Raw genomic sequence first — 21,906 nt, forward strand, 5'->3', positions numbered from 1 at the left:
GACCGGGTCTATCGATCGCTGTTTCCCAGTTTCCGCCTGAAATAGAGGATCGACGCCATCGCCATGACCAGGCACAGCGCCGCGCCCGCATAGGCAAGCCAGATGAAGAAATGCAGCCAGTCGAGTGTCACGCCCGGCATGTTGCGCAGCAGCGTCAACAGCACGCTGCCGCCATAGCCCGATGCATCGGCGACATAGATTAGAAAGCCGGCCGTTCCCGCCCGCCGCGTCGCGGCCACCAACCGGTCGAACATCATCGCATTGAACGGTGTGTAGCCCAGATACAGCCCCAGCCCGGACAAAATCATCCAGGGCAACGGCGCGAGCCAGCCTAATTGGAAGGCAAGTGTCGACACCCCGATCAGCGCTGCGCCTGCCATGACGATGGCATGGATGACGATCAGCGCCCGCATATTGTCACGGATGAAGCCAAGACTGGCGAGAATGACGAGCGTCACGAGTGCGATCGGCGCTTCGCTGGCGGTGAATATGCTGGATACGCCACCATAGCCGAGGTCGACCCAGATCTCCGCCGAGAAATTGTCCCGAAAATCGCGGATGGCGGTGAACAGCACATAGGCAAGGACAAGGAAGCAGACGCCGGGGCCATAGTCGCGCAGGAAGGCGCGCCGCGCCTCAGCCGGCATGGGCGGCCGCGCCATGCGTTCGGCCTGCTCGGCGGGCGTGGGCGGCGGCAGTTGCGCAAGGCCGATGACAGCGACGATCAGCAGCGGCATGAACAGCGCGCCGGTCGCCGCCGGCATCCAATATTCGCCGACGCCCATATCGGTCATCAGCCACATGCCCACCGATTTCACAATGCCCGACGACACGACGAAGCTGGCGCACAGGATCGCCGCGATCGCTTCGCTGGTCCGCCTGCCTTCGACATAACCGAAGACGAGGCCCCAGATCATGCCGAGCGGAAGGCCGTTCAGGAACAGCGCCGCGACTTTCCATGTCGGTGGGACGATGGCGAACAGGAGCAGCGCGATCCAGGACGCGACAATCAGCCCGACGATGGCAAGGCCGCGCCGGGTCGCCGCCATTTCCGACACGACCTTGACGCCGATGAACTTGGACAGGGCATAGCCCGCCACCTGCGCGATCACGAGTGCGATCTTGAAATCGATCAGCCCTTCCCAGCCGCCCGCATCCGTATAGGTCGCGGCGGTGAAGGGCTTGCGGAAGGCATACATGGAGCAATAGGCGACGAAGGCGGCAAGGCCGGCATAAAGGGCAAAAAAGGCGGGATGCGCGCTCGCCAGACGTCCGGTCAGTGTCCGGCGCGCGGCGATCGGCGCGCTTTGTCCCATCCCGTCCTCCACCGCCAGCGCGGTCACGTGGGCTGGCCCGCCAGCATCCGCGTCGCCGCCGCGCCGGGCTGATCGCCCTTCGTCAGCGCTTCCTCGATGGCGCGGATGGCAAGGCACAGATCGGCGACGCTTTCGACGACGAAATCAGCCCCGGCGGCGGCAAACTCGTCGACGACCGGCGCCATCCGTTCCGCGCGTTCTTCCACTGCCAAGGCCATGAAATCGTCATAGGTCATGCCGACGCCATTGCCCGATCTCGCAACGCCGATGGTCCAGAGGCCAGCATTGCGGCCCGCGACGATGCCGACCGGCGCGTCATCCACCGCAACGCAGCGCCCGGCGGGCCATGCGGATAGCTCCGCCATCGCCTGCCACAGCATCAGCGGCGCGGGGCGGCCAAGCGCCGTCTCTCCGGCGCAGACGATGGCGGCGGGCGCATAGCCCTGATCGGCGGCGGCGGGGATGATGTCCGCCATCATCGTGCGGGTATAGCCGGTGGTCGATCCGACCTTGATGCCCTTGTGCTTCAGCGCCGAGGCAGCGGTCGCCGCGCCGGGGATCAGTTCCCGGCAGAGCGCAGCACTGGCCGCCATGGCCGGTTCTAGATCGACCATCAGCGCATCGACATCGGCCTCGCTCCAAGCGCTGCCCTTCGCCGCCTGCCAGCGCGCGGCCATGGCATCCTCGGACAGGATAGACACGACATGCTCGCGCTTGGCCATGCCCATATAGCGGCGGATGGTCGTTTCGTCGGCCGGCACGCCTGTCTTCTCGAACACCTGTTCCATCGCCATCACCGGTGCGCGGGAACCGAAATCGATCATCGTGCCTGCCCAGTCGAACAGCACCGCGACAATATCCGACATCATGCAATCTCCTTGATCGGGGCGTTGAGGGCCGCGCCAACCACCCGCTCGCCGATCGCGAAGGCGGTGGACATGCCCGCGCCGCATGTCACGACGGTGACATGGACGCCGGGGGCGGCTTGGTGCGTGAACCAGTTCTGCTTGGGCGAGGAGGCGTATATGCCGATCCAGCGCTCGATGATGGCGGTCGGCTGCCCCAGCACGGCGGCATATTCCTCCAGCATCAGCGCATCGATCGCCGCATGATGGAAGGGATCGGGCGCTTCGCCATAATCATGGCTGTCGCCGACAACCAGCGAGCCGTCGGCCGACTGGACGGCGATGAGGTGGATGCCCGCATCGAACAGCGCGCCTTGCTCGGCGCGCAATTCCTGCGTGAGCGCCGTCGTCTCTGGCAGCGCCGAATAACCTTCGTAACGGGCCAGCCCCAGGTCGCTCATCACCGGGCGCGACATGCGCCAGCCCGGCGCGGCAAGCCGCAGCATCTGGAGCTTGCAGCGCGTGACCTGATGGTCGGCCATGACGTCGGGAAACAGCGCGTTGAGGTCGTCGCCCGGACAGACGAAGATCGCCTCCGCCCGAATGTTGCCGCCGCTGGTGACGACGCACCCCTGTTCGCAGGCAATCACCGTGGTGGGGGCTGCGAAGGTCACGCCCATATCCCGTTCCAACCATGCGGCTATCTTCGGGATGGCCTCGCGCGCCTCGACCCGCAGTTCGTGCGGGCTGACGAGCGCACCCTCGCAGGGGGTGAAAGGTGTCTGCGGATCGAGCACCCGCAACTGCGCATCGGTCAGCAGGTCGCAGCCTTCGCCCATCTCCGTGGAAAGAAAGGCTTCCAGCACGGCCACCGCCGCCTTGCGACGGACAGGCAGGACGAGGCCAGTCTGTTCGACGATGATGCCAGCGCGCGGCGCGACATCGGCCCACACGTCGCGCGCCCGGCGCGCCATTGGCCACATGTCATGCCGTTCCTGCCCCGTGACAGTGACGAAGCCGAAATTGCGGATGCTGGCGCCCGTCGCCCGCGCATGGCGGTCGATCACCACGACTCGTTTGCCGGTGCGCGCGGCTGCCAGCGCATGGGCCATGCCCACTATGCCGCGTCCGATGACGGCGACGTCGAAATCCCTGTTCATGGCGTACTTGCCTGCCTGTGACCTGTTTGTAACAATTCTGCTTCACGGCTTTTTGCGGCAGCGCCTCGGTCAGAGCCAATGCATCTGAGGCATGGCGACCATAGACGGCCGGCGGTCGGGCCTGAAAGGCATGAAGTGAGCGTCAATTTCCTGCACCTGCGATCCTTCTACGCGGTGGCGAGCGAACGCAGCGTCAGCAAGGCGGCACGGCGGCTCAACATCTCGCAGCCGACCCTGTCCAAGCAGTTGAAGGCTCTGGAGGACCGCTACAAGGTCAAGCTGATCGAAGGAGCCCGTCCGCCGCTGACCCTGACCAGCGCCGGGCGCGCGCTATATGAAAAGGCCGAAAATCTGTTCGGTATCGCCGACGAGATCGGCGCGCTGCTGGGGGAGGATGACATCGACAGCGGCGCGTTGCTGCGCCTCGGCACGGACTCGCCGCCCTACGCTGCCGAATTCATGGCGGCGTTCAAGGCCGAGGTGCCCAACGCGCAGTTTCGCGTGACGATCGCCAACGCCATGCAGACCAACGAACTGCTGCTGAAGGCCCAGGTCGACATCGGCATCATCTGCGAACCACCGATTGAGAAAGACTATACTTACACCCCGCTTTATGAGGATAGGCTGGTCGCGATCATGCCGGCGTCGTGGCCCGACGATGGCGCGAAGCGGTTTCCGATCGCGCGTCTGGCGCAGGAGGTCATATTGGTGCGCGAGGCAACGTCTCGCACTCTGGCCGCCATGAACCGCCTGCTCGCCGACGCGGAGATTGCGCCGGGCCAGACGATGGAACTGCACACACGCGAGATGATCCGCGAAGGCGTGGCGCAGGGCATCGGCATGAGCCTGATGTTCGAAAAAGAATGCCCGCCCGACAGCCGCATCCGCGTGCTGCCGCTCGACACGCACTCCTCGCTGATCGAAGTGAAAGGCTATCTGGCGGTGCGTACAGAGCGGAAGCGGATGCCCCTTATCCGACAGTCCCTAGCTATCGCTAAAAGGCTGGCAGGCTGACGCCATCCGCAACATATCGAGTTGGCTCAAGCGCTTGCTCAGCGCTTGCGGGTGACTGCTCTTGGACGAAGCGGCCGTGGCAAACACGGCGGCAGTACCAACATTGCCGAGCTTGCCCACACCCTTGATGCCTAGCGCGTTCACCTGCTCGTCGCGTTCCGGCAGCACGATGATATCAACGTCAGGGATGTCGGCCTGCACCGCCAGGACATATTCGGCGAGATTGTCGTTCACCGCCCCGCCATTATGTTCGTCGATTTCCATCACCTCGTGCAACGCCGAGGCGATACCCCAAATCATGCCACCCATCAGCTGGCTGCGGCGGGTCTGCTGGTTGATGATCCGGCTTGTGGCGGGTCAGGCATCGGCTGCGTCGCGATGCTGCCTCCGGTCATCAGTGCGCCGTGGTGGAGGTCCGCCATCTCGGTCGCCCCATGCGGCGGGTTGAACTCGGTATATTTCTCGATAACGGTGGCGCCAGCTGCCTCGAGCGATTTCGGCAAGGCACCGCCAAAGCGCGCCTAGATCCATTTGCATGCAAGATGGATGGCAGAACCTGCCGAGGCCGTCGTCCACGCGCCCCCGCGCAAATCGATGGCGGAAGGTCGGAGGCGCCTAATTTAACCGTGACATCCGCCGCCACGATTCCGAGCGCGTCCGCGATCGTCGAAATGCAGGTTTGGTCAAGCGTCGGCTTGTAAAGTGCCCGCATGCGGGACCATCTGCCGTCCTCCGTTCAGCAAGGGAAGCGCGATCAGCGCCGCCAGCATCGCCGGCGCGGCGAAAGCCATGCGCAGAATGAGGTCGCCGCCGCCGGGCCATATTGCCCGCCCGGCCAGGTCGATCAGCCACAGGCCGCCCGCGCCGCCCAGCCCCATTGCGATTTTCAGGGTGATGCTGCTCACGCCATAATAGCTGGCGGAAAAGCGGCTGGCGCCCCTATCACCCTCATCGGCAACGTCGGCGATCATCGCGCGCAACAGCATATAGTCTACGCCCCAGCCCAGCGCCCGCAGCACAAGAAAAGCACCGAACAGGACCGGCTGCCCGGCAGGAACGAGGAACAGCAGCGGCGCGGCCAGAGCCTGCGTCGCATAAGCGATCATCAATACCCGCTTGCGCCCGATCCGGACGCTCAACCGGCTCCACAAAGGCAGGGTGAGCAACGCCATGACCGGCTGGATCATGAGCAATGTCGCGCTCCACCCCTTCAGCCCCAGCCCATCCTCCGCCAGAAACAGAAAGATGGAGGCGGCCGCCGCATCGGCCGCGCCGGTCACGATATACAGCAGCAGTATCCGGCGCATATCGCCATTGGTCAGCATCGCCCGGATCAGCATCATCGGTCCACCCGCCTGTCCCGCCCCGTCAGGTGCAGGCCGTTCGGGGAAACGCAGGATCACGACCAGTACCGTCAATGGCGCAAGGACCGCAATCGCCCAGCCCAACAGCGCCATTTCAAGCCGCAACGGGACTGCAAAGCCGCGTTCCAGCAGGGCAAGGAATGCCAGCAGGCCAAGTGATCCGACCACCGCGAACCAGACCTTCGCCCCCATGATCCGGGTCCGCTGATGCCGATCGTCGGACAGTTCGAGTCCCCAGCCGCCATGCGGCGTGATGATGAAGCTGTAGCCGATGTGCAGCAACAGGCTGGCCGCCACGATCATCGTCATGGAAGCGTCAGTCGGCGCCAGAAACAGCAGCAACGCACCGAAGGGCACCAAGGTGGCGCCAAAGACCATCCAGGGCCTGCGTCGGCCAAAGGGGGTGCGGACCGTATCGCTGATCCATCCCAGCAGCGGATCGGCCATGGCGTCGAGCAATCTCGCGCCCAGCAGCAATGCCCCGACAGCGCCCAGCGCAATGCCCACATCCTGATTGAGAAAGCGGGGCAGATAAGCACGCCAGGTCAGTTCGATCGCCTGGAACAGCAGCACCGGCAAAGTGAAGGCCGCCAGTTCCAGGCGTCCTATACGCACGCCCGGTGCAAAGGATGTGGACTTCGCCTGCAAGGAAAGGCCGATCGACATGGCGGGCCGTTACGCCGCGCGCGTGACAGGCTTATGACCGCCCACTGCGCGAATATTTCAGCGTATCGCTATCATCCGGACGATATCCGCCCTGATCTTCGTGCGCGCATGATCGGCGTCGCTGTCGGCATGAAGGCGCGTCACCGCCGCCAGGAAACCCGACAATATGGCCGCTTCCAAATGACCCGGTTTAGGATGGTCGGGGCGAAGCAGGCTGAGCAGAGAGCGCGATGTAGCGCCGCGCAGATAGCGGAGTTGCAGGCCGAACGGGCGTAGCGCAGCATCGCGTGCGACCGCCAGATGCAGTGCATCAACACCCCGTCCGCCTCGCGATACAGTGAGAAAATCGGCAATGCCGTCCAGCGCCGCCGCCGCATCGGCTGCCGCAGCCGATGCGCGCGCGCGCACGCGCGAGGCAGCCTCGACATAAATGCCCTCATATCCGGCCTGTAGCAGCTCCGACTTGGTTCGTAGTTTGTGAGACACGACGCCCAGCGTCAGTTCCGCCCGTTCAGCTACGGCGCGATGGGTCACCCCCGATGGCCCGGCTTCCTCGACCAGCGCGGCCGCGGCCTCCGCAATCCGCGCGGTCGTGGGGTCATGGTCCGGAGGTTCGGGGGCCTGCGCCATTGCCAGATTGCGCGCAAAATCGCGCCAGGGCGACGCGGGCATCGCCTCCCCCATCAGCCATGCGCCGATACCCTGTGCCAATTCGTCGAGCCCCGCGCGATCTACCGCCCGGCGCCACTTAAGCATATGCAGGAACGCCTCGTTCTCGAACAGATGGTCGACCATGTCTACGCCATGGCTCAGACCGAACCGATCGCAGGCCTGCTCCCAAAAATCCCTCCACAGCGTGCGCCAGCCAGCCCGCACCTGCGCCCCAGCCGGGCTTTTTGTGCGAAGCAGCTGACCTTCGCGCCAAGCAAAGGCCACGCCGCGCTGATCATGCACCCAATCGTCAACCAGCCCTGCAAAAAAACCAGGAAAAGCCCGCGGATCGGTCGAGAGGCCGTCCATCTGTACCAGACGATCCTGTCCCCATAGCCGTGCATCACGCTGCGCCCGTTCCTGCGCCAATACCGACAACTGTTCCAGAGATCCAAAATGATGGTATATGGAAGACGCGGGTACATCCGCGTTAGCGGACAGCTGCCGCGCGGAAACGGCATCAGCCCCGCCCGTTTCCCATATATCAATAACAGCATCTATTAGCCTGATATCAGACGATTTAGCTGTCGTTTCAATCATTGGGAACCGGCTCTGATCTGAAGGATATGGCCGCCCCTCATAGCAAGCCTATCGCAAACGAGCGACCCGCAATCTGCGCCATACATATGTTGCGTCCGAGTGAACAAGCGTCACACAAGTTACATACAACCGTTCTAGTCGGCCGGCGAACCACTTGGGGGACTGCACCATGATCTTGTCTGGCACCTTGCTTTTGCGAACGACCGCCATCTGCGGTGTTTTAGCCTTAACTCAGCCCGTTTTTGCCGCCGAACAACCACCCGCCCCTGCGCCTGCCGCGGAAGACGATATGGGCGAAATCGTCGTCACCGGCGCCATCCTGTCCGCACAGCAGGAATCAATCGGGCTGAAGCGCGACGCGGTCAACCTGACCGACATTGCCGCATCCGACTCCGTCGGCCGCTTCCCTGACCAGAACGCCGCTGCTGCCCTGTCTCGTCTGCCCGCCGTCGCCGTTCAGCGCGATCAGGGCCAGGAAAGATATATTCAAGTCCGCGGCGCACCCAATCGCTGGACCAGTGTCAGTATCGATGGCATCCCGATGGTCGGTGTCGATGAAGGCGGCGACACCCGCGCCTTCCGCTTCGATGCCATTCCCGCTGTGCTGCTGTCGCAAATGGTCATCAACAAGTCACTGACCAGCGATCTGCAGGCTGACGCGGTCGTTGCCACTATCGATCTGCGGACTTATTCCCCGATGGATCGCAAGGGGCTGCACGTTTCAGGCGATGCCGGCTACGGCATGATGGATCTGGGCGGCGGCGAACAGCGTCAGGGGTCGCTGCGCCTGTCCTGGTCCAACGACAATTTCGGCGTCGTGCTGGGCGGATCCCATTATCGCCGCAAACAGTTGACTGACAATCGCGAAGTCGGCGCCTACGACGCGAACGGTCCAACCGAATTCGACGTGCGCCAGTATAAAATCGAGCGCTGGAACAACGGCCTGTTTGGCGGTGTGGAGTATAGTCCAGCGGATGGCCAGCGCATTTATGCCAAGGCGATCTTCAGTGAATTCAACGACAATGAACAGCGCAACCAGTATGAATTCCGACTGGATCGCGCAACAGGCGGTATTCGCACGCAGGATAGCGGCACGTTGACCGGTGTACCGCTGCGCGGCAGCTTCAATTTCGGTGAATATCGCAATCGCAACTATATCGGCACCGTGGGCGGCGACTATGAAACGGATGACGGTCTGACCGCATCTTTCAAGTTCAACTATACCCGTACAGAAAATACCAGTTACCTGCCGTTGGTGCAGGCGTCTACCAGCGGGGAGAATAATCTGTCGCTCAGCTATGACAATAGCGATCCTAATTTCCCGATCGTCAGTGTCGAGGGTCCTTTTAATCAGGCGAGCCTGTCGAGCAGCGGTGCCTACATGATCGCCGCGCGGCAGAGGACTGTGTCCGACAGCTATACGGCGAAGTTCGACATCGCCAAGGAAATGGGTGATATCACGGTGTCGGCTGGCAGCCTCTATGCCGATCGCACGATTGACGGTACTCTCTTCTCGACCGCCAACCTCGCATATATTGGCGCGTTGGGCGCCAGCGTGGGTCAACCGTTTGACATCAACAGCTATGTTACGAACACGGCCTGGGACACCGGCTTTCCGCTTGGTGTAACGCTCAACTATGTCGACAATGTCGCCATGCGCCGCGACATCGACAGCCTGTTGGCCCGGATGGAAGCGGCAGGCCTTTATAATCCCGCGCTCGATACCCCTGCGAGTGACCGCTACGCCCAGCGCGAAAAGACGCTGGCCGGCTATATTATGGGTAAGGTCGAAAGCGGCGCGCTGACCGCCGTGGGTGGCGTGCGCATCGAACGCTACAGCATGAACAACAAGGGCACGGTCGTCGCCGAGGGCGTCGCCACGCCGCTAACCTATGACGACACGAAGACCGACTTTTTCCCCAGCCTGAATCTGAAATATGCCGCGACCGACAATCTGGTCCTGCGTCTGGCGGGTCAGCGCAGCATTTCACGCCCGGCCTATGGCGCAATCCGTGTCGGCGCATCTATCAACGATACCAACAGTCCCGGCACGATCAGCGGCGGCAATCCCGCCCTTCGTCCGGAATATACCTGGGGCGCGGACGCCAGCATCGAATATTATCTGCCCGGCAACGGCATGATTTCGGTTGCTGGCTTCCACCGCTGGGTCGACAATGTGCTCTATCAGAACCAGGCGCCTGTCGGCACGGACTTCTATAATTTCGGTGGTATCGACCGGTCGGGCTATTTGCTCAGTGGCACCTATAATGGCGAAAGCGGCAAGCTTTACGGCGTAGAGTTCAACCTGCTCAAGCAGTTCGACTTCCTGCCCGGCGCGCTGGACGGCTTCGGCTTTCAGGGCAATGTAACCCTGTTGGACGGCAGCTTCGATACCCCGACAGAAAAGGGCATCGCTTTCCAAGGCATGTCGAAGACAATCGCCAACGCCTCGCTCTTCTACGAGAAATACGGCATTTCGGCACGCGTCAGCTATCAATGGCGGTCGCACTGGCTCGACACTCTGGGCGGCATGGGCAGCGGCGAATATCGTCAGGGCTATGAGAATCTCGACGTGTCACTCCGTTACGAATTGACCGAAAATCTGACGCTCTTCGCCGACCTCGCCAACCTGACCAACGAAAAATATATCGCCTATCAGGGCACGCCTGCCACGCCGACCGAGGTCGAGCAGATCGGGTCGCGCTATCTGTTCGGCGTCCGCTTCGGCTTCTGACGGGAGATCCCACCATGCGCACAACCCTCATCATCAGCCTCGCCCTTATCGCGCTGTCTTCGGCCAGCCCGGCAATGGCAAAGGAAGTGGCCAGCCTGACCCGCATCGACGCGCAGAGCGTCACGTTGAACCGGGGCGACATCATCCCGGTCGGCATCTGGATCAGCAAGGATGACCAGATCGACGCGGACGACAAGAAGGTCGATGGCGCGCTCATGAACGCAGCGGCGAAGGGCGACGCCGTCACGCTGCCCATTACCGCCGCCGAACGCCGCTATGTCCTGCTGAAAGACAAGGCTGGCAACGTCGCGGTCGCGGGCGAACGCGTCCTGCCGATCGAACAGGGCAGCAATTTCCGCGACATTGGCGGCTATGTGACGAAAGACGGCCGCAGCGTACGGTGGGGCAAAGTCTATCGCTCCGGCGCGATGCCACTGTTCACGGAGGCCGATTATGCCTTGGTTGGGCAACTCGGCATAGGATCGGTGGTCGATCTGCGATCGTTGGAAGAACGCGAAGTCGCGCCCGACCAGATCGACGATCGCACCGGCGCCCTGTTCATCGCCAACGACTATTCGCTCAAGCCCCTGATGGCAGCCTATGGCAAGGGTAATGGCGAAAACACCTACAAGGGCATGGAGCGGATGCTTGTTCCACAACTTCGTTCGCTCTATCGCCGGATCGAGGCGAATGAAGGCGCGGTATTGTATCATTGCTCGGCGGGGCAGGATCGCACAGGTATGGCGACAGCCATCCTCTACGATATGCTGGGCGTCGATCGCGAGACGATCCTCAAGGATTATCATATGTCGACCGCACTGCGGCGGCCGCAATATGAAATGCCCAAGGTCAATCCAGCAGATTATCCCAACAATCCGATCCTGAAATATTATTTTAGCGCGGACGAAAAAAAGCGCGCTGTTGCCGAACCACTTTACACCCCCACCGGCGCATCGCATCTGGCCCAGTTTTTCACGCATATCGACAGTGAATATGGCGGGTCGGAAGGCTATATGAAAAAGGCGCTGGGCCTGACCAACGTTGACATCGCGAAATTGCGGGCGGTCATGCTCGACTAACGTGACAAAATAGCCTTTCCAAAAAGGATCGCCGGTCGGCCGTGACGCAGATATAGTCACGGCCGATCGTCTTTATTTGCCATGAACCAGGATGAACCTTCGGCTTCATCCGCGCATGGAACGAGATGCTCGACCAACGCATCAAGACCCTGTTGTAGCTGCACAATCAGTTCGAGAGTCGCATTGGTTACGGTTGCTTCGCCTTTAGACTGCCGGCGATGAATGGTCCGATTATATGGAGGGACTCAAGAAGGCAGCTTCGACGCCCCTTTCAGGATCGCCTGGTCCAGCGCCAGATCCGCCACGAGTTTCCTCGGCTGCGCATTCTCTAGCTCCAAATCCTTCGTCCGACGCATCTGATCGACCTTCAGGCCAATAGATTCCTTATGCCACCTATGGCGTCTGTTGGGCGATCCTGATCTGCCGACACGCATCGAGCACGCGAACGCAGCAGGTTCCCAAAGCCGGTTGCTCATTCACAAGCGAGCCGAGTGATCATGTGATGCGCCTTTTAAACGATTCCGGATCTGCCTGCGCCCACCAGCGCGCGAGGCGGGCATCGCGCGCCCCATCGAGCAGTTCGCCGGGCTCGACGAAGGAATAAAGCTCGTCCATTGAGCGCATCTCCACTGCGCTGATCCGCTGACGCAGGCTATCGGGCGTAAACTCGTCTGGCGAGTTGAGGCCGCAGGCGACTACCATGTCGTGCAGGGCTGACAAGGTGGATCGCTGGAACCGGGCTACGCGCTCGGCCTTTTCCGGGATGACCAGAGCTCTCTGGCGTGCGGGAGACTGGGTTGCAATGCCGGTCGGGCAGGTGTCGGTATGGCAGCGCATCGACTGGACGCAACCGAGCGAGAACATGAAGGCACGCGCCGCATTGCACCAGTCCGCGCCAAGGGCCGCATTCATGGCGATACCCGCGCCCGAACTGACCTTGCCCGATGCGGCCAGCCTGATCTTGCCCTTGAGATGACTGCCAACCAGCGCATTGCGCGCCAGCATTAGCCCCTCGCGCAGGGGCATGCCGACGCGATCCGACAATTCCGTAGGCGCCGCCCCCGTGCCGCCTTCTGCGCCGTCGATCACGATATAGTCGATAAGGATGCCAGTTTCGATCATAGCCTTGACGACCGCGAACAGTTCATGGGGGTAGCCCACGCATAATTTGATACCAACCGGCTTTCCGCCAGACAGCTCGCGCATCCTGCCGGCAAATTCGACCAGCTGAATGGGGGTCGAAAAGGCGCTATGGCCGGGCGGAGACAGGCAATCCTCGCCCGTGGGCACGTCGCGGGTGGCAGCGATTTCCGGGGTGACCTTCGCCCCCGGGAGTAAGCCGCCATGACCGGGCTTAGCCCCCTGGCTCAGCTTGATTTCCGTCATCTTGACCGAGTCATGGGCGGCGCGTTCGGCGAAATGGCGAGGATCAAACCGGCCCTGTCGGTCGCGACAGCCGAAATAGCCCGACCCTATTTCCCAAACGATGTCGCCGCCATGTTTGAGATGATAGGGCGACAGCCCGCCTTCGCCAGTGTCATGATAAAACTTACCGATCTTTGCCCCCAGATTGAGCGCCTCGATCGCGTGGGCGCCAAGTGCGCCAAAGCTCATCGCCGAGATGTTGAGGCGTGCGGCCTGATAGGGGCGGCTGCACTGATCGGTGCCGACATGGACGCGGGTTTCCTTCGGCGCATCGGCTGACGGCGCAATCGAATGGGCGAGCCATTCATATTCGTCGGAATAGACGTCGAGCTCCGTGCCGAATGGATGGGCGTCTCCGTCCCCCTTTGCCCGGGCATAGACCAGCGCCCGTTCGTCATGGCTGTAGGGGCGACCGTCCAGGTCGCTTTCGACGATATAGGCCCGGGCAAAAGGACGCAGCCATTCAAAGAACCAGCGAAAGCGGGCGGACGCGGGATAGTTTCGGCGCAGGCTGTGATGGGGCTGGGTCAAATCAATCAGCGCCAAGACAAGCATCGGCGCGAAGAGAAGCAGCAACCAGAGCGCGCGGGAATGACGCCATCCGACCGCCAGCGCGCCCAGCGTGCCCAGCAGCCCGATCACCAGCAACAGGTTGCGGGACAGGGCATGGTCGCGGGTCAGCGCTACGACCAGACTGGGTTTGCCGCTCACGACAGAAGGTTCCGGACCATTCCGACCACGTCGCGGCCCCGTCCGTTCAGCACCGCCTTGGCCGAATAGAGCGCCATGCCCGCCACTTGGCCCGCCTCCACCTTGGGCGGCATGACCAGTTCGAAACGATCCGTCACGACATCGAGAAGCGCGGGGCCGGGCGCGGCGAGCCAGTCCTTGACGGCGTCTTCCAGATGTTCGGCCTGCTCGACGCGCCGCCCCCAGAACCCCATAGCCTCGGCCACGCGGGCGAAATCGGGATTGACGAGGTCGGTATAGGCTTCCAGCAACCCTTCGACCTTCTGTTCGATTTCGACGAAATCGAGCGCGCTGTTGTTGAATATCGCGACCTTGATCGGCAACTGTTCCTGAACCGCCGTCAGCAGATCGCCCAGCATCATGGCGATGCCGCCGTCGCCCGACAGGGATATCACCGTCCTGTCGGGAAAGGCGGCCTTGGCACCCAGCGCCTGGGGCATGGCATTGGCCATGGTGCCATGGCTGAGGCTGATGACGGTGCGGTTCTTCCCCGTGGCGGCAACGTGGCGCAGGCACCATACCATCGGTGATCCTCCGTCCGCGGTGTAGATGCTGTCATCCGGGGCGTGCCTGGAAATCAGTTCGGTCAGATATTGGGGATGGATCGCGCCGCCCTTGCCGATGGTCGCATGTTTGGCCTCCACCTCCAGCGTGCGGACCCGGTGGGCCAGACATTCGTCCAGGAACGCGCGGTCGCTGCGTGGCGCGATCCGTGGCATCAGGGCGTCCAAGGTGGCCGCGACGTCGCCGACGACACCGATATCGACGGGATGACGCCGCCCCAGATGGGTGCCGTCTATATCAACCTGGATGATGGTCGCCTTGTCCGGATAATATTGCCGCCAGGCAAAATCGCAACCCAGCAGCAGCAGCGTGTCGCACGTCATCAGCGCGTGATAGCCGGATTCGCCGCCGAATATGCCCGTCATCCCGACATTGAAGTCATTGTCATATTCGAGGAAATCCTTGGCGCGCGATGTATGGGCGACCGGGGCCTGGAGGGCGGAGGCAAGGGCGACAAGCTGGTCATGCGCGCCTTCGCAGCCCGATCCGCCATAGATGGCGATCTTCTTCCCCTCGTTCAATCGGGCGGCGATACGGTCCAGATCGATATCGGTCGGACGGATGACGGGCTCGGCCAGGTGGACCGCGAAGGGCGGTTCGTCGGGGGCCTTGGCGCTGGCTATGTCGGCCGGCACGATGAGTACGGCGACGCCCTTTTTCGCCAATGCAGCCTGCGCGGCCATGGCGGTCTTGCGTCGGGCCTGGGCGGGTGTCCTGATCTCCTCGCAGAAGACGCTGCATGCCCGGTAGATTTGCTGGAAATCAACCTCCTGCGGAAAATCGAAGCCGAGTTCGTCGCGGACGATCTGGCTGGCGATGAGGACGACGGGCGCGCGGTTGCGATGGGATTCGAACAGACCGTTGATGAAGTGAAGGCTGCCCGGTCCGCACGATCCGGCACACAGGGCGAGTTCGCCAGTCAACAGCGCGTCGGCGCCAGCAGCAAAGCCGCCGGCTTCCTCATGGCGCATATGCACCCAGCGGATATCGCTGTCGCGGATCGCATCGGTCACATGATTGAGGGTGTCGCCAGGAATGCCATAGCAACGCCGAGCACCTGCGGCCGCCAGCGTTTGCACGATTACCTGCGCTATTGTGCTCATCATCTGATCCCCGATTGCATCTCAAGATGCTGGGGAAAGCAGCGAATGGCGCGTATGTTCCGTTGCAAATACCTTATGTTCGACGCTTGGACGACGCTCAGCCTCCCAAGGGACGGTCCCAAGTACGGAAGGTCTGCTCCTTAATGGACCGCCAGCTTGGCGCTGTGTCTGTCTCTCCCAATTACGGAACAGGGAGAATAAAATTTGGCGGCTTGCACTAACCATTCAAACCTTTTATCGCGAGTCACTATCATTAGCGACAAATGATACGGGGGCTGTTTTGTTCATGTTCCGCACGGCGCTGTTTGCGTCAGCTTCCTTCTGCACGTCGATGGTTTGCGCACAGGAAGTTCCCGCGTCGGCACCGGATGCCGCCATGGCCGATAGCGATCAGATCATCGTGACAGGCCGTGCCCAGCGTCTCTACCGCACCGAAGTCACGACTGTCGGCAAAAGTGCCGAAGATCCGCTCGACATTCCGCAGGCGTTACAGGTCATTAACAAGGACCTCTTTGCCGATCAGGGCGCACGCAACGCGACCGATATCTATCGCAATATTTCCGGTGTCAGCTTCTTCAGCTATGCCGGTGTCACCTTCCGTGGATTTCGCCAGGATCAGTCCTTCTACGACGGAATGCGCGGCAATCCGTTCATCGGCTTTTCGGTGCCTCAGCTTTTCAATATCGAACGGGTGGAGGTGCTGAAGGGGCCGGCCGGGCTTTTCTTCGGCCCCGGCTCGCCCGGCGGCATCATCAACTATGTGTCGAAGGTGCCTAGTGACACCAGCGCCATGCGCCTGGTGGCCACGGCGGGCAATTATGATCGTCGCGGCATATCCGCCGAAGCGACCGGCCCGATCGACAAGGACGGGATCGTCACCTACCGCGTCGGCGGCTTTTACGAGGCGATGAACCCCTATCGACGCAACACGAAGAATGTGTCGCTGATCGGTGACGGCGGCCTTGCCATTAAGACAAACGAGGGCGGCAAGCTGACGCTCCAGGCGACGGTCTACGACAATGATCTTCAGGCAAATCGACTGCGCGGCATATTGACCGACGATAACGGCAATTTCCTGACCGACATTCGCTGGAATGCCAACGAACCCACCGACTTTCTGCACCTCAAGTCACAGGCCTATCAGGTGCGCTATGCAACCGCCATCGGAGAGCGGATCACATTCGACGCGGGAGCCCGCTATTTCAAGGCGACCGAGACGCAGCAATATCATGAACCGCGTGGGTTGGTCGCAGGCAGCACCGACCTTGTCGCGCGCGAATTTCGCGACCAGATCCGTGATGTCGACGGCCTGTCCTTTTCCGCAAATCTGACGGCGCGAGTCAACCTGTTCGGCATGGAGCATAAATTCCAGACCGGCGCGGACTGGTATGACGAAACGAGCGTGCTGAATTCGCGCATCCTGCGAGACGACGTAACGTCGCTAAGCCTCAGCAATCCCATCTATACCAACAGCGCGCGCGACGTGGCGCGGGCTGCTAAGCTACCCTTCACCGTGACCGATACGCGGACGAAGCGTCAGGGCGCTTATCTGCAGGACCAGATCAGCCTGACCGATGCCTTCATGCTGGTCGGTGGGGTGCGCTACGACAAGTTCGAGGATGCCGTTATCAACGCCGGCTCTTATGAGGATGGCGACATCACTTTCCGCACCGGCGCGATCTACAAGCCGCGCAAGGATGTCTCCCTCTATCTGAGCTGGTCGCAAAGTTTCGAGCCTCAGACCGCCGCCAGCCAAAATGGCGATGTCGGGGGTCCCTTCGCGCCTGTCACCGGCGACCAGTTCGAAGGCGGCATTAAGACAGACCTGTTCGACGGCAGGCTCCAAGCCAATCTGGCCGCCTACCGCATCGTGCGCAAGAATATCCTCCAGGCCGATACCAGCCTGCCGCCCGTCAACGGGCAGGACCAGCTACGCCCGATCGGCGAGGTGACGAGCAAGGGGTTTGAGATCGACCTGTCGACCGACATCACCGCCAATTGGGTCGCGCTGGTCAATTATGGTTATAATGACACGAAGATCACCGGCACGATCGCGGGTCAGGCGATCACCAACGCCGTTGGCAATCGCTTCGCCAATGCGCCCAAGCATAAGGTCGGCTTCTGGACCCGCTATCAGGTGCCGGCGATCGACTCCGCCTTTGCGGTCGGCGGCGAACATGTGTCGAAGCGCATCAGCCTGTCGGGGCAGACCGTCAAACCCTATACGATCTTCGACGCATCGGTCACCAAGGGCCTTGGCTTTGCCGAACTGATGCTGCGCGTCGATAATATGTTCGACAAGGTGTATGCCGCATCGGGCTTTTCGGCGCGGAGCGGGCATTTTCCGGGCGAGCCGCGGACATTCCTAGCCGAACTGCGCTTTCAATTCTGACCATGGATCAGGTGCGTGTGAAAAAGGGCCGGTCCCTCTGGTGGGTGGTGCATAGCTGGATTGGCCTCAAACTCTCGATCTTCCTGACCTTCATCCTGGCGACGGGCACCTTCGCCGTATTCGCGCATGAAATCGACTGGCTGGTGACGCCCCCGATGCGGGCGTCGCCCCGGTCGGAACCCATCGCGTCATGGGGGGCGTGGGCGCAGGCCGCCGCCCGCGCCGCACCGGACGCCCGGCTCCAGACGCTCTATGCACCGATCGACCCCTGGTTCGCGGTCGAGGCCTGGGTCAGTCGCGGCAAGGGCGCACCCGATCGTGTCTATGTCGACCCCTGGACAGCAAAGGTTACAGGCCGGCATGGCTGGGCCAGTGTCCATCGCTTCCTGCGACAGGCCCATCGGCACCTGATGCTGCCGACGAAGATCGGCATACCGATCGTCTGTTCGCTCGCCCTGCTGCTCGCCGCATCACTGGCATCGGGCATCGTCACCTACAAGAAATGGTGGCGCGGCTTCTTCCGAATGCCGCGCGGCGGGGATGGGCGGCGAATGACCGGTGACCTGCATCGCCTGATCGGGCTGTGGAGCTTGTGGTTCGTGGCGCTGATCGCGGTCACGGGCCTATGGTATCTGGTGGAGACATTGGGCGGGAACGCCAAGATACCCAAAGTGCCGGACGTCGAGGCGGGTCCCATGCCGACCGGGGTCGCGCTGGACCGGCTAGTTGCCATAGCGCGCAGAGCCGATCCTGCGCTCGACATTCGGGAAATCCGCTTCACGCCCGACAATGGTGTGATCTTCCTGGGCCAGTCATCCGCCTGGCTAGTGCGTGATCGTGCCAATGCGGTGGTCGTCGATCCGGCGACGTCGCAGGTTGTGGCGCGGCTGGACGGACGCACCTTGAACATACATCAGCGCATTTCCGAAATGGCCGATCCACTGCATTTCGGCACCTTCGGTGGCCTGTGGACGAAAATCATCTGGTTCCTCTTCGGCACATTGCTGACCGCGATGGCTATCACCGGTACGATGATCTACGCAATGCGGCTGGCCCGATCGGCCCGATCCGACGTCGGCAGCCTGAAGATCGCGTGGCGGGGCATGGGCGCCTGGGGATATATTGGCATTGCCCTCATTCTCCTCACCCTAATCCTGACGCCGGGGGCAATTGGGGGTGCGAGTTGAAGGAAGTTCGCCCCATTATTGCCGTTTGGCCTTGCAATTCTGATGCCCAGCTGCGGTCCGTCCGCTTTTCGGAAGCTCGCGGCCGATCCTCGCCCTTCCGCAGCTGAGCCTCGAATGTCTGCTCACACCGCAATCGGTCATTAGCCTATCACCGAGAAGCCCGACGAGAAGACGCGTCGCTGAAGGGGTGAGGCTATCAGTTCGATCCCGCGGGTTTTAATAATGGTGAGTTGAAGGGATTCGAACTCGCTTCCATAACCTGTGGACGTGTAACGGTTTCGCGCCGGTCATTTATCTCATTATGCCGCCTTGGCTTCGAAGGCGAGCGGGCTGATGCCGCCCTTCGACTGCCCTCAGGGCGGCCGCTCAGGATGAACTGCGCTGCCAAGGCCCTGGCTATAATGCTCGGGGATACAGGCCAGCACCTTCATGTCAGTCCGCTCCCGATGGCTGATCAGGCGCGAACGCCAGGACCAATAGCCGCGTTCGCTGACGTGCAAGACACGGCACATCAACTCCACCGGCCAATGATGCCCCCGCTTAAACTCTTCACCATGCTGGATCACCTCGTCGGTCTCCTTGAACGAGCCTTAAACTCGCAAGTGACCGGCACGAAACCGTTACAAGTCCAGTCCGTGTCAGACAGGGAATCGAGATCGACCTCATGGAGCTGGAAAAACTTGAACCGGGCCACGACCGCTGGCCTAGCAGCAGGCGTTTAAAAAATTTGGCGGGTTCGACCATTGGGAAATCTTTTCGATCCATCTTTTGTCAACTCGCGACATTGATTTGGATCGACTTCACTTGCCCTGGGCGGAAACTCTTGGATTGGTCCGGTAGCCCTAGCGCCCGAATTTCCGCTGTGTCTTCCCATATCGCAGCTTCCGCGTTCCCGGTTTGCCCTCCGTCGCGCGGCCGCGCGGAGCGGCAACCTGCTCGTCTGCGGGCAAGCCAAGTTCCTCCGCTTCCAGCTTGCGGATTTCATCGCGAATGCGGCCGGCCTCCTCGAACTCCAGATCGGCGGCGGCGGCGCGCATCTTCTTTTCCAGGTCCTCGATATAGGCGCGCAGATTGTGGCCGACCATATGCGGGCGGTCGTCCAATCCGGTGTCGACCGTGACCTGATCCTTGGATGCCACATGGGCGATGATGTCCCCAATCTGCCGCTTGATCGTGGTCGGCGTGATGCCATGCTCCAGATTATAGGCCTGCTGCTTCTCGCGCCGTCGCGACGTTTCGTTGAGCGCGCGTTCCATCGACCCTGTGATGCGGTCGGCATAGAGGATCACGCGGCCCTCCACATTGCGCGCCGCGCGGCCAATCGTCTGAATGAGCGAGGTTTCGGAGCGCAGGAAACCCTCCTTGTCCGCGTCGAGGATTGCGACCAGCCCACATTCAGGGATGTCCAGCCCCTCGCGCAGCAGGTTGATGCCGATGAGAACGTCGTAGACGCCCAGCCTCAGATCGCGGATCAGTTCAATGCGCTCCAGCGTCTCGACGTCGCTGTGCATGTAGCGGACCTTGATCCCGGCTTCATGCATGAACTCGGTCAAGTCCTCGGCCATCCGCTTGGTGAGAGTAGTCACGAGCGTGCGATAGCCCTGCGCCGCGACCTTGCGGCATTCATTGATCAGGTCATCGACCTGATCCTCGACCGGCTTGATCTCGACCGGCGGGTCGATGAGGCCGGTGGGGCGGATCACCTGTTCGGAAAACACGCCGCCGGTCTGCTCCATCTCCCATGGCCCGGGGGTGGCGGACACGCTGACCGTCTGTGGCCGCATCGCGTCCCATTCGTTGAAGCGCAGCGGGCGGTTGTCGATGCAGCTAGGCAGGCGAAACCCATATTCGGCGAGCGTGATCTTGCGCCGGTGATCGCCCCGCGCCATCGCACCGATCTGCGGCACGGTCTGGTGGCTTTCGTCCACGAACAGCACGGCATTTTCGGGCAGATATTCGAACAAAGTCGGCGGCGGTTCGCCAGGCAGGCGGCCAGTCAGGAAGCGGGAATAATTCTCGATCCCCGCGCAGCTTCCTGTCGCCGCAATCATCTCCAGATCGAAATTGGTGCGCTGCTCGAGCCGCTGCGCCTCCAGCAGCTTGCCCTCGGCGACCAATTCCTTCAGCCGCTCGGCCAATTCGAACCGGATCGCTTCCATGGCCTGCTTCAGCGTCGGGCCGGGGGTGACATGGTGACTGTTGGGGAACACTTTCACATAATCGAGGCTGGCGATCTTCTTGCCAGTGAGCGGATCGAATTCGACGATATCCTCAATCTCGTTGCCGAAGAAGCTGACGCGCCAGGCCGTGTCCTCATAGTGTGAGGGGAAGACTTCCAGATTGTCGCCCTTCACGCGGAAGTTGCCGCGGGCAAAGCCTGCATCGTTACGCTTATACTGGAGCGCGACCAGCTTGCGGATGATCTCGCGCTGATCCTCCACCCCGCCCTTCTTCATCGAAAAGGTCATGGCCGAATAGGTTTCGACCGATCCGATGCCATAAAGGCAGGACACCGACGCCACGATGATGACGTCGTCGCGTTCCAGCAGCGCGCGGGTGGCCGAATGGCGCATCCGGTCGATGCTCTCGTTTACGCTCGACTCCTTCTCGATATAGGTGTCGGACCGCGGCACATAGGCTTCGGGCTGGTAATAATCATAATAGCTGACGAAATATTCGACCGCATTGTCGGGAAAGAAGCTCTTGAACTCGCCATAGAGCTGGGCCGCCAAAATCTTGTTGGGCGCAAGGATGAGCGCGGGGCGCTGCAACGCCTCGATCGTCTTGGCCATGGTGAAGGTCTTGCCCGAGCCGGTGACGCCGAGCAGCACCTGGTCCTTTTCGCCTTGCCTGGCCGCCGCCACCAGTTCGGCGATCGCGGTCGGTTGGTCGCCGGAGGGTTCATAGTCGCTTACCAGCGTGAACGGCCGCCCGCCCTCGCTCTTTTCCGGGCGCGCCGGACGATGCGGGACGAAGCTCTGGCCGGTTTCCGGCTCGGACAGGTCGGTGCGGATTTGAATTGTCATCGCGCCTTGATATGGTACCGGAACATAAGG

The 21,906-nt window shown here is 61.7% G+C and carries 16 protein-coding genes; 5 read left to right on the plus strand and 11 right to left on the minus strand.

Going from position 1 to position 21,906, the window contains the following annotated elements; translation table 11 throughout:
- Positions 1–8: 8 nt before the first annotated feature.
- The 3 genes from LL253_RS13900 to LL253_RS13910 are packed head-to-tail and all read right to left on the minus strand — an operon-like array spanning position 9 to position 3,321.
- On the minus strand, positions 9–1,343 hold the full coding sequence (locus LL253_RS13900; protein ID WP_228227563.1) for a DUF5690 family protein: 1,335 nt from the start codon (positions 1,341–1,343) through the stop codon (positions 9–11).
- On the minus strand, positions 1,340–2,185 hold the full coding sequence (phnX, locus tag LL253_RS13905; protein WP_228227564.1) for a phosphonoacetaldehyde hydrolase: 846 nt from the start codon (positions 2,183–2,185) through the stop codon (positions 1,340–1,342). The genes LL253_RS13900 and phnX overlap by 4 nt, the downstream gene beginning before the upstream one ends.
- Positions 2,182–3,321 (minus strand): TIGR03364 family FAD-dependent oxidoreductase, encoded by a 1,140-nt coding sequence (locus LL253_RS13910; RefSeq protein ID WP_228227565.1) that lies wholly within the window; start codon positions 3,319–3,321, stop codon positions 2,182–2,184. Before LL253_RS13910 ends, phnX begins: the two co-directional genes overlap by 4 nt.
- Before the next feature lie 135 nt (positions 3,322–3,456).
- On the opposite strand from LL253_RS13910, the gene LL253_RS13915 reads away from it, so the two are divergent.
- Positions 3,457–4,335, plus strand: coding sequence for a LysR family transcriptional regulator (locus LL253_RS13915; protein WP_228227566.1), 879 nt, complete (start codon positions 3,457–3,459; stop codon positions 4,333–4,335).
- On the opposite strand, the gene LL253_RS13920 is transcribed toward LL253_RS13915, so the two are convergent.
- The 4 genes from LL253_RS13920 to LL253_RS13935 form a co-directional block, all read right to left on the minus strand.
- On the minus strand, positions 4,306–4,644 hold the full coding sequence (locus LL253_RS13920) for a hypothetical protein (protein ID WP_266101014.1): 339 nt from the start codon (positions 4,642–4,644) through the stop codon (positions 4,306–4,308). The two genes, LL253_RS13915 and LL253_RS13920, sit on opposite strands and share 30 nt — an antisense overlap.
- A complete protein-coding gene (locus LL253_RS13925) occupies positions 4,644–4,838 on the minus strand; it encodes a hypothetical protein (RefSeq protein ID WP_009820421.1) in 195 nt (64 codons plus the stop codon). Before LL253_RS13925 ends, LL253_RS13920 begins: the two co-directional genes overlap by 1 nt.
- Before the next feature lie 180 nt (positions 4,839–5,018).
- Positions 5,019–6,314, minus strand: a complete 1,296-nt coding sequence (locus LL253_RS13930; protein WP_228227567.1) for an MFS transporter — start codon at positions 6,312–6,314, stop codon at positions 5,019–5,021.
- Positions 6,315–6,422: 108 nt separating this feature from the next.
- Complete coding sequence (locus LL253_RS13935) at positions 6,423–7,616, minus strand: TetR/AcrR family transcriptional regulator (RefSeq protein ID WP_228227568.1); 1,194 nt, start codon at positions 7,614–7,616, stop codon at positions 6,423–6,425.
- A gap of 289 nt (positions 7,617–7,905) precedes the next feature.
- Here LL253_RS13935 and LL253_RS13940 point away from each other — a divergent pair, with 289 nt between their 5' ends.
- Positions 7,906–10,350 carry a TonB-dependent receptor gene (locus tag LL253_RS13940; RefSeq protein WP_228227569.1) on the plus strand — a complete coding sequence of 815 codons (2,445 nt, stop codon included), beginning with the start codon at positions 7,906–7,908 and terminating at the stop codon, positions 10,348–10,350.
- 14 nt (positions 10,351–10,364) lie between these two features.
- Entirely contained in the window at positions 10,365–11,429 is a 1,065-nt protein-coding gene (locus LL253_RS13945; protein WP_228227570.1) for a tyrosine-protein phosphatase, read from the plus strand.
- Between the two features lie 495 nt (positions 11,430–11,924).
- On the opposite strand, the gene LL253_RS13955 is transcribed toward LL253_RS13945, so the two are convergent.
- Together LL253_RS13955 and LL253_RS13960 are read right to left on the minus strand one after the other, a co-directional pair.
- Positions 11,925–13,565 (minus strand): FMN-binding glutamate synthase family protein, encoded by a 1,641-nt coding sequence (locus LL253_RS13955; RefSeq protein WP_228227571.1) that lies wholly within the window; start codon positions 13,563–13,565, stop codon positions 11,925–11,927.
- On the minus strand, positions 13,562–15,271 hold the full coding sequence (locus LL253_RS13960; RefSeq protein WP_228227602.1) for a thiamine pyrophosphate-dependent enzyme: 1,710 nt from the start codon (positions 15,269–15,271) through the stop codon (positions 13,562–13,564). The genes LL253_RS13955 and LL253_RS13960 overlap by 4 nt, the downstream gene beginning before the upstream one ends.
- Before the next feature lie 376 nt (positions 15,272–15,647).
- On the opposite strand from LL253_RS13960, the gene LL253_RS13965 reads away from it, so the two are divergent.
- Complete coding sequence (locus tag LL253_RS13965; protein ID WP_228227572.1) at positions 15,648–17,663, plus strand: TonB-dependent siderophore receptor; 2,016 nt, start codon at positions 15,648–15,650, stop codon at positions 17,661–17,663.
- A gap of 2 nt (positions 17,664–17,665) precedes the next feature.
- A complete protein-coding gene (locus tag LL253_RS13970) occupies positions 17,666–18,850 on the plus strand; it encodes a PepSY-associated TM helix domain-containing protein (protein ID WP_228227573.1) in 1,185 nt (394 codons plus the stop codon).
- Between the two features lie 353 nt (positions 18,851–19,203).
- Here the strand turns inward: LL253_RS13970 and LL253_RS13975 are convergent, their stop codons facing one another.
- Together LL253_RS13975 and uvrB are read right to left on the minus strand one after the other, a co-directional pair.
- Positions 19,204–19,416 carry a hypothetical protein gene (locus tag LL253_RS13975; protein WP_228227574.1) on the minus strand — a complete coding sequence of 71 codons (213 nt, stop codon included), beginning with the start codon at positions 19,414–19,416 and terminating at the stop codon, positions 19,204–19,206.
- A 276-nt stretch (positions 19,417–19,692) separates the two neighbouring features.
- Positions 19,693–21,876, minus strand: coding sequence for an excinuclease ABC subunit UvrB (gene uvrB / locus LL253_RS13980; RefSeq protein ID WP_228221606.1), 2,184 nt, complete (start codon positions 21,874–21,876; stop codon positions 19,693–19,695).
- Positions 21,877–21,906: the final 30 nt, after the last annotated feature.

It is taken from the genome of Sphingobium soli, assembly GCF_020782245.1.
In the GTDB taxonomy this organism is placed as follows: Bacteria; Pseudomonadota; Alphaproteobacteria; order Sphingomonadales; family Sphingomonadaceae; genus Sphingobium; species Sphingobium soli.

Excerpts from the sequence above, each read along its gene's own strand:
- phnX (WP_228227564.1), bottom strand. The coding sequence starts at position 2,185 with ATGATGTCGGATATTGTCGCGGTGCTGTTCGACTGGGCAGGCACGATG.
- LL253_RS13910 (WP_228227565.1), bottom strand. The coding sequence starts at position 3,321 with ATGAACAGGGATTTCGACGTCGCCGTCATCGGACGCGGCATAGTGGGC.
- LL253_RS13920 (WP_266101014.1), bottom strand. The coding sequence starts at position 4,644 with ATGGGTGGCATGATTTGGGGTATCGCCTCGGCGTTGCACGAGGTGATG.
- LL253_RS13935 (WP_228227568.1), bottom strand. The coding sequence starts at position 7,616 with ATGATTGAAACGACAGCTAAATCGTCTGATATCAGGCTAATAGATGCT.
- LL253_RS13940 (WP_228227569.1), top strand. The coding sequence starts at position 7,906 with ATGGGCGAAATCGTCGTCACCGGCGCCATCCTGTCCGCACAGCAGGAA.
- LL253_RS13945 (WP_228227570.1), top strand. The coding sequence starts at position 10,365 with ATGCGCACAACCCTCATCATCAGCCTCGCCCTTATCGCGCTGTCTTCG.
- LL253_RS13960 (WP_228227602.1), bottom strand. The coding sequence starts at position 15,271 with ATGAGCACAATAGCGCAGGTAATCGTGCAAACGCTGGCGGCCGCAGGT.
- LL253_RS13965 (WP_228227572.1), top strand. The coding sequence starts at position 15,648 with ATGGCCGATAGCGATCAGATCATCGTGACAGGCCGTGCCCAGCGTCTC.
- LL253_RS13970 (WP_228227573.1), top strand. The coding sequence starts at position 17,666 with ATGGATCAGGTGCGTGTGAAAAAGGGCCGGTCCCTCTGGTGGGTGGTG.
- uvrB (WP_228221606.1), bottom strand. The coding sequence starts at position 21,876 with ATGACAATTCAAATCCGCACCGACCTGTCCGAGCCGGAAACCGGCCAG.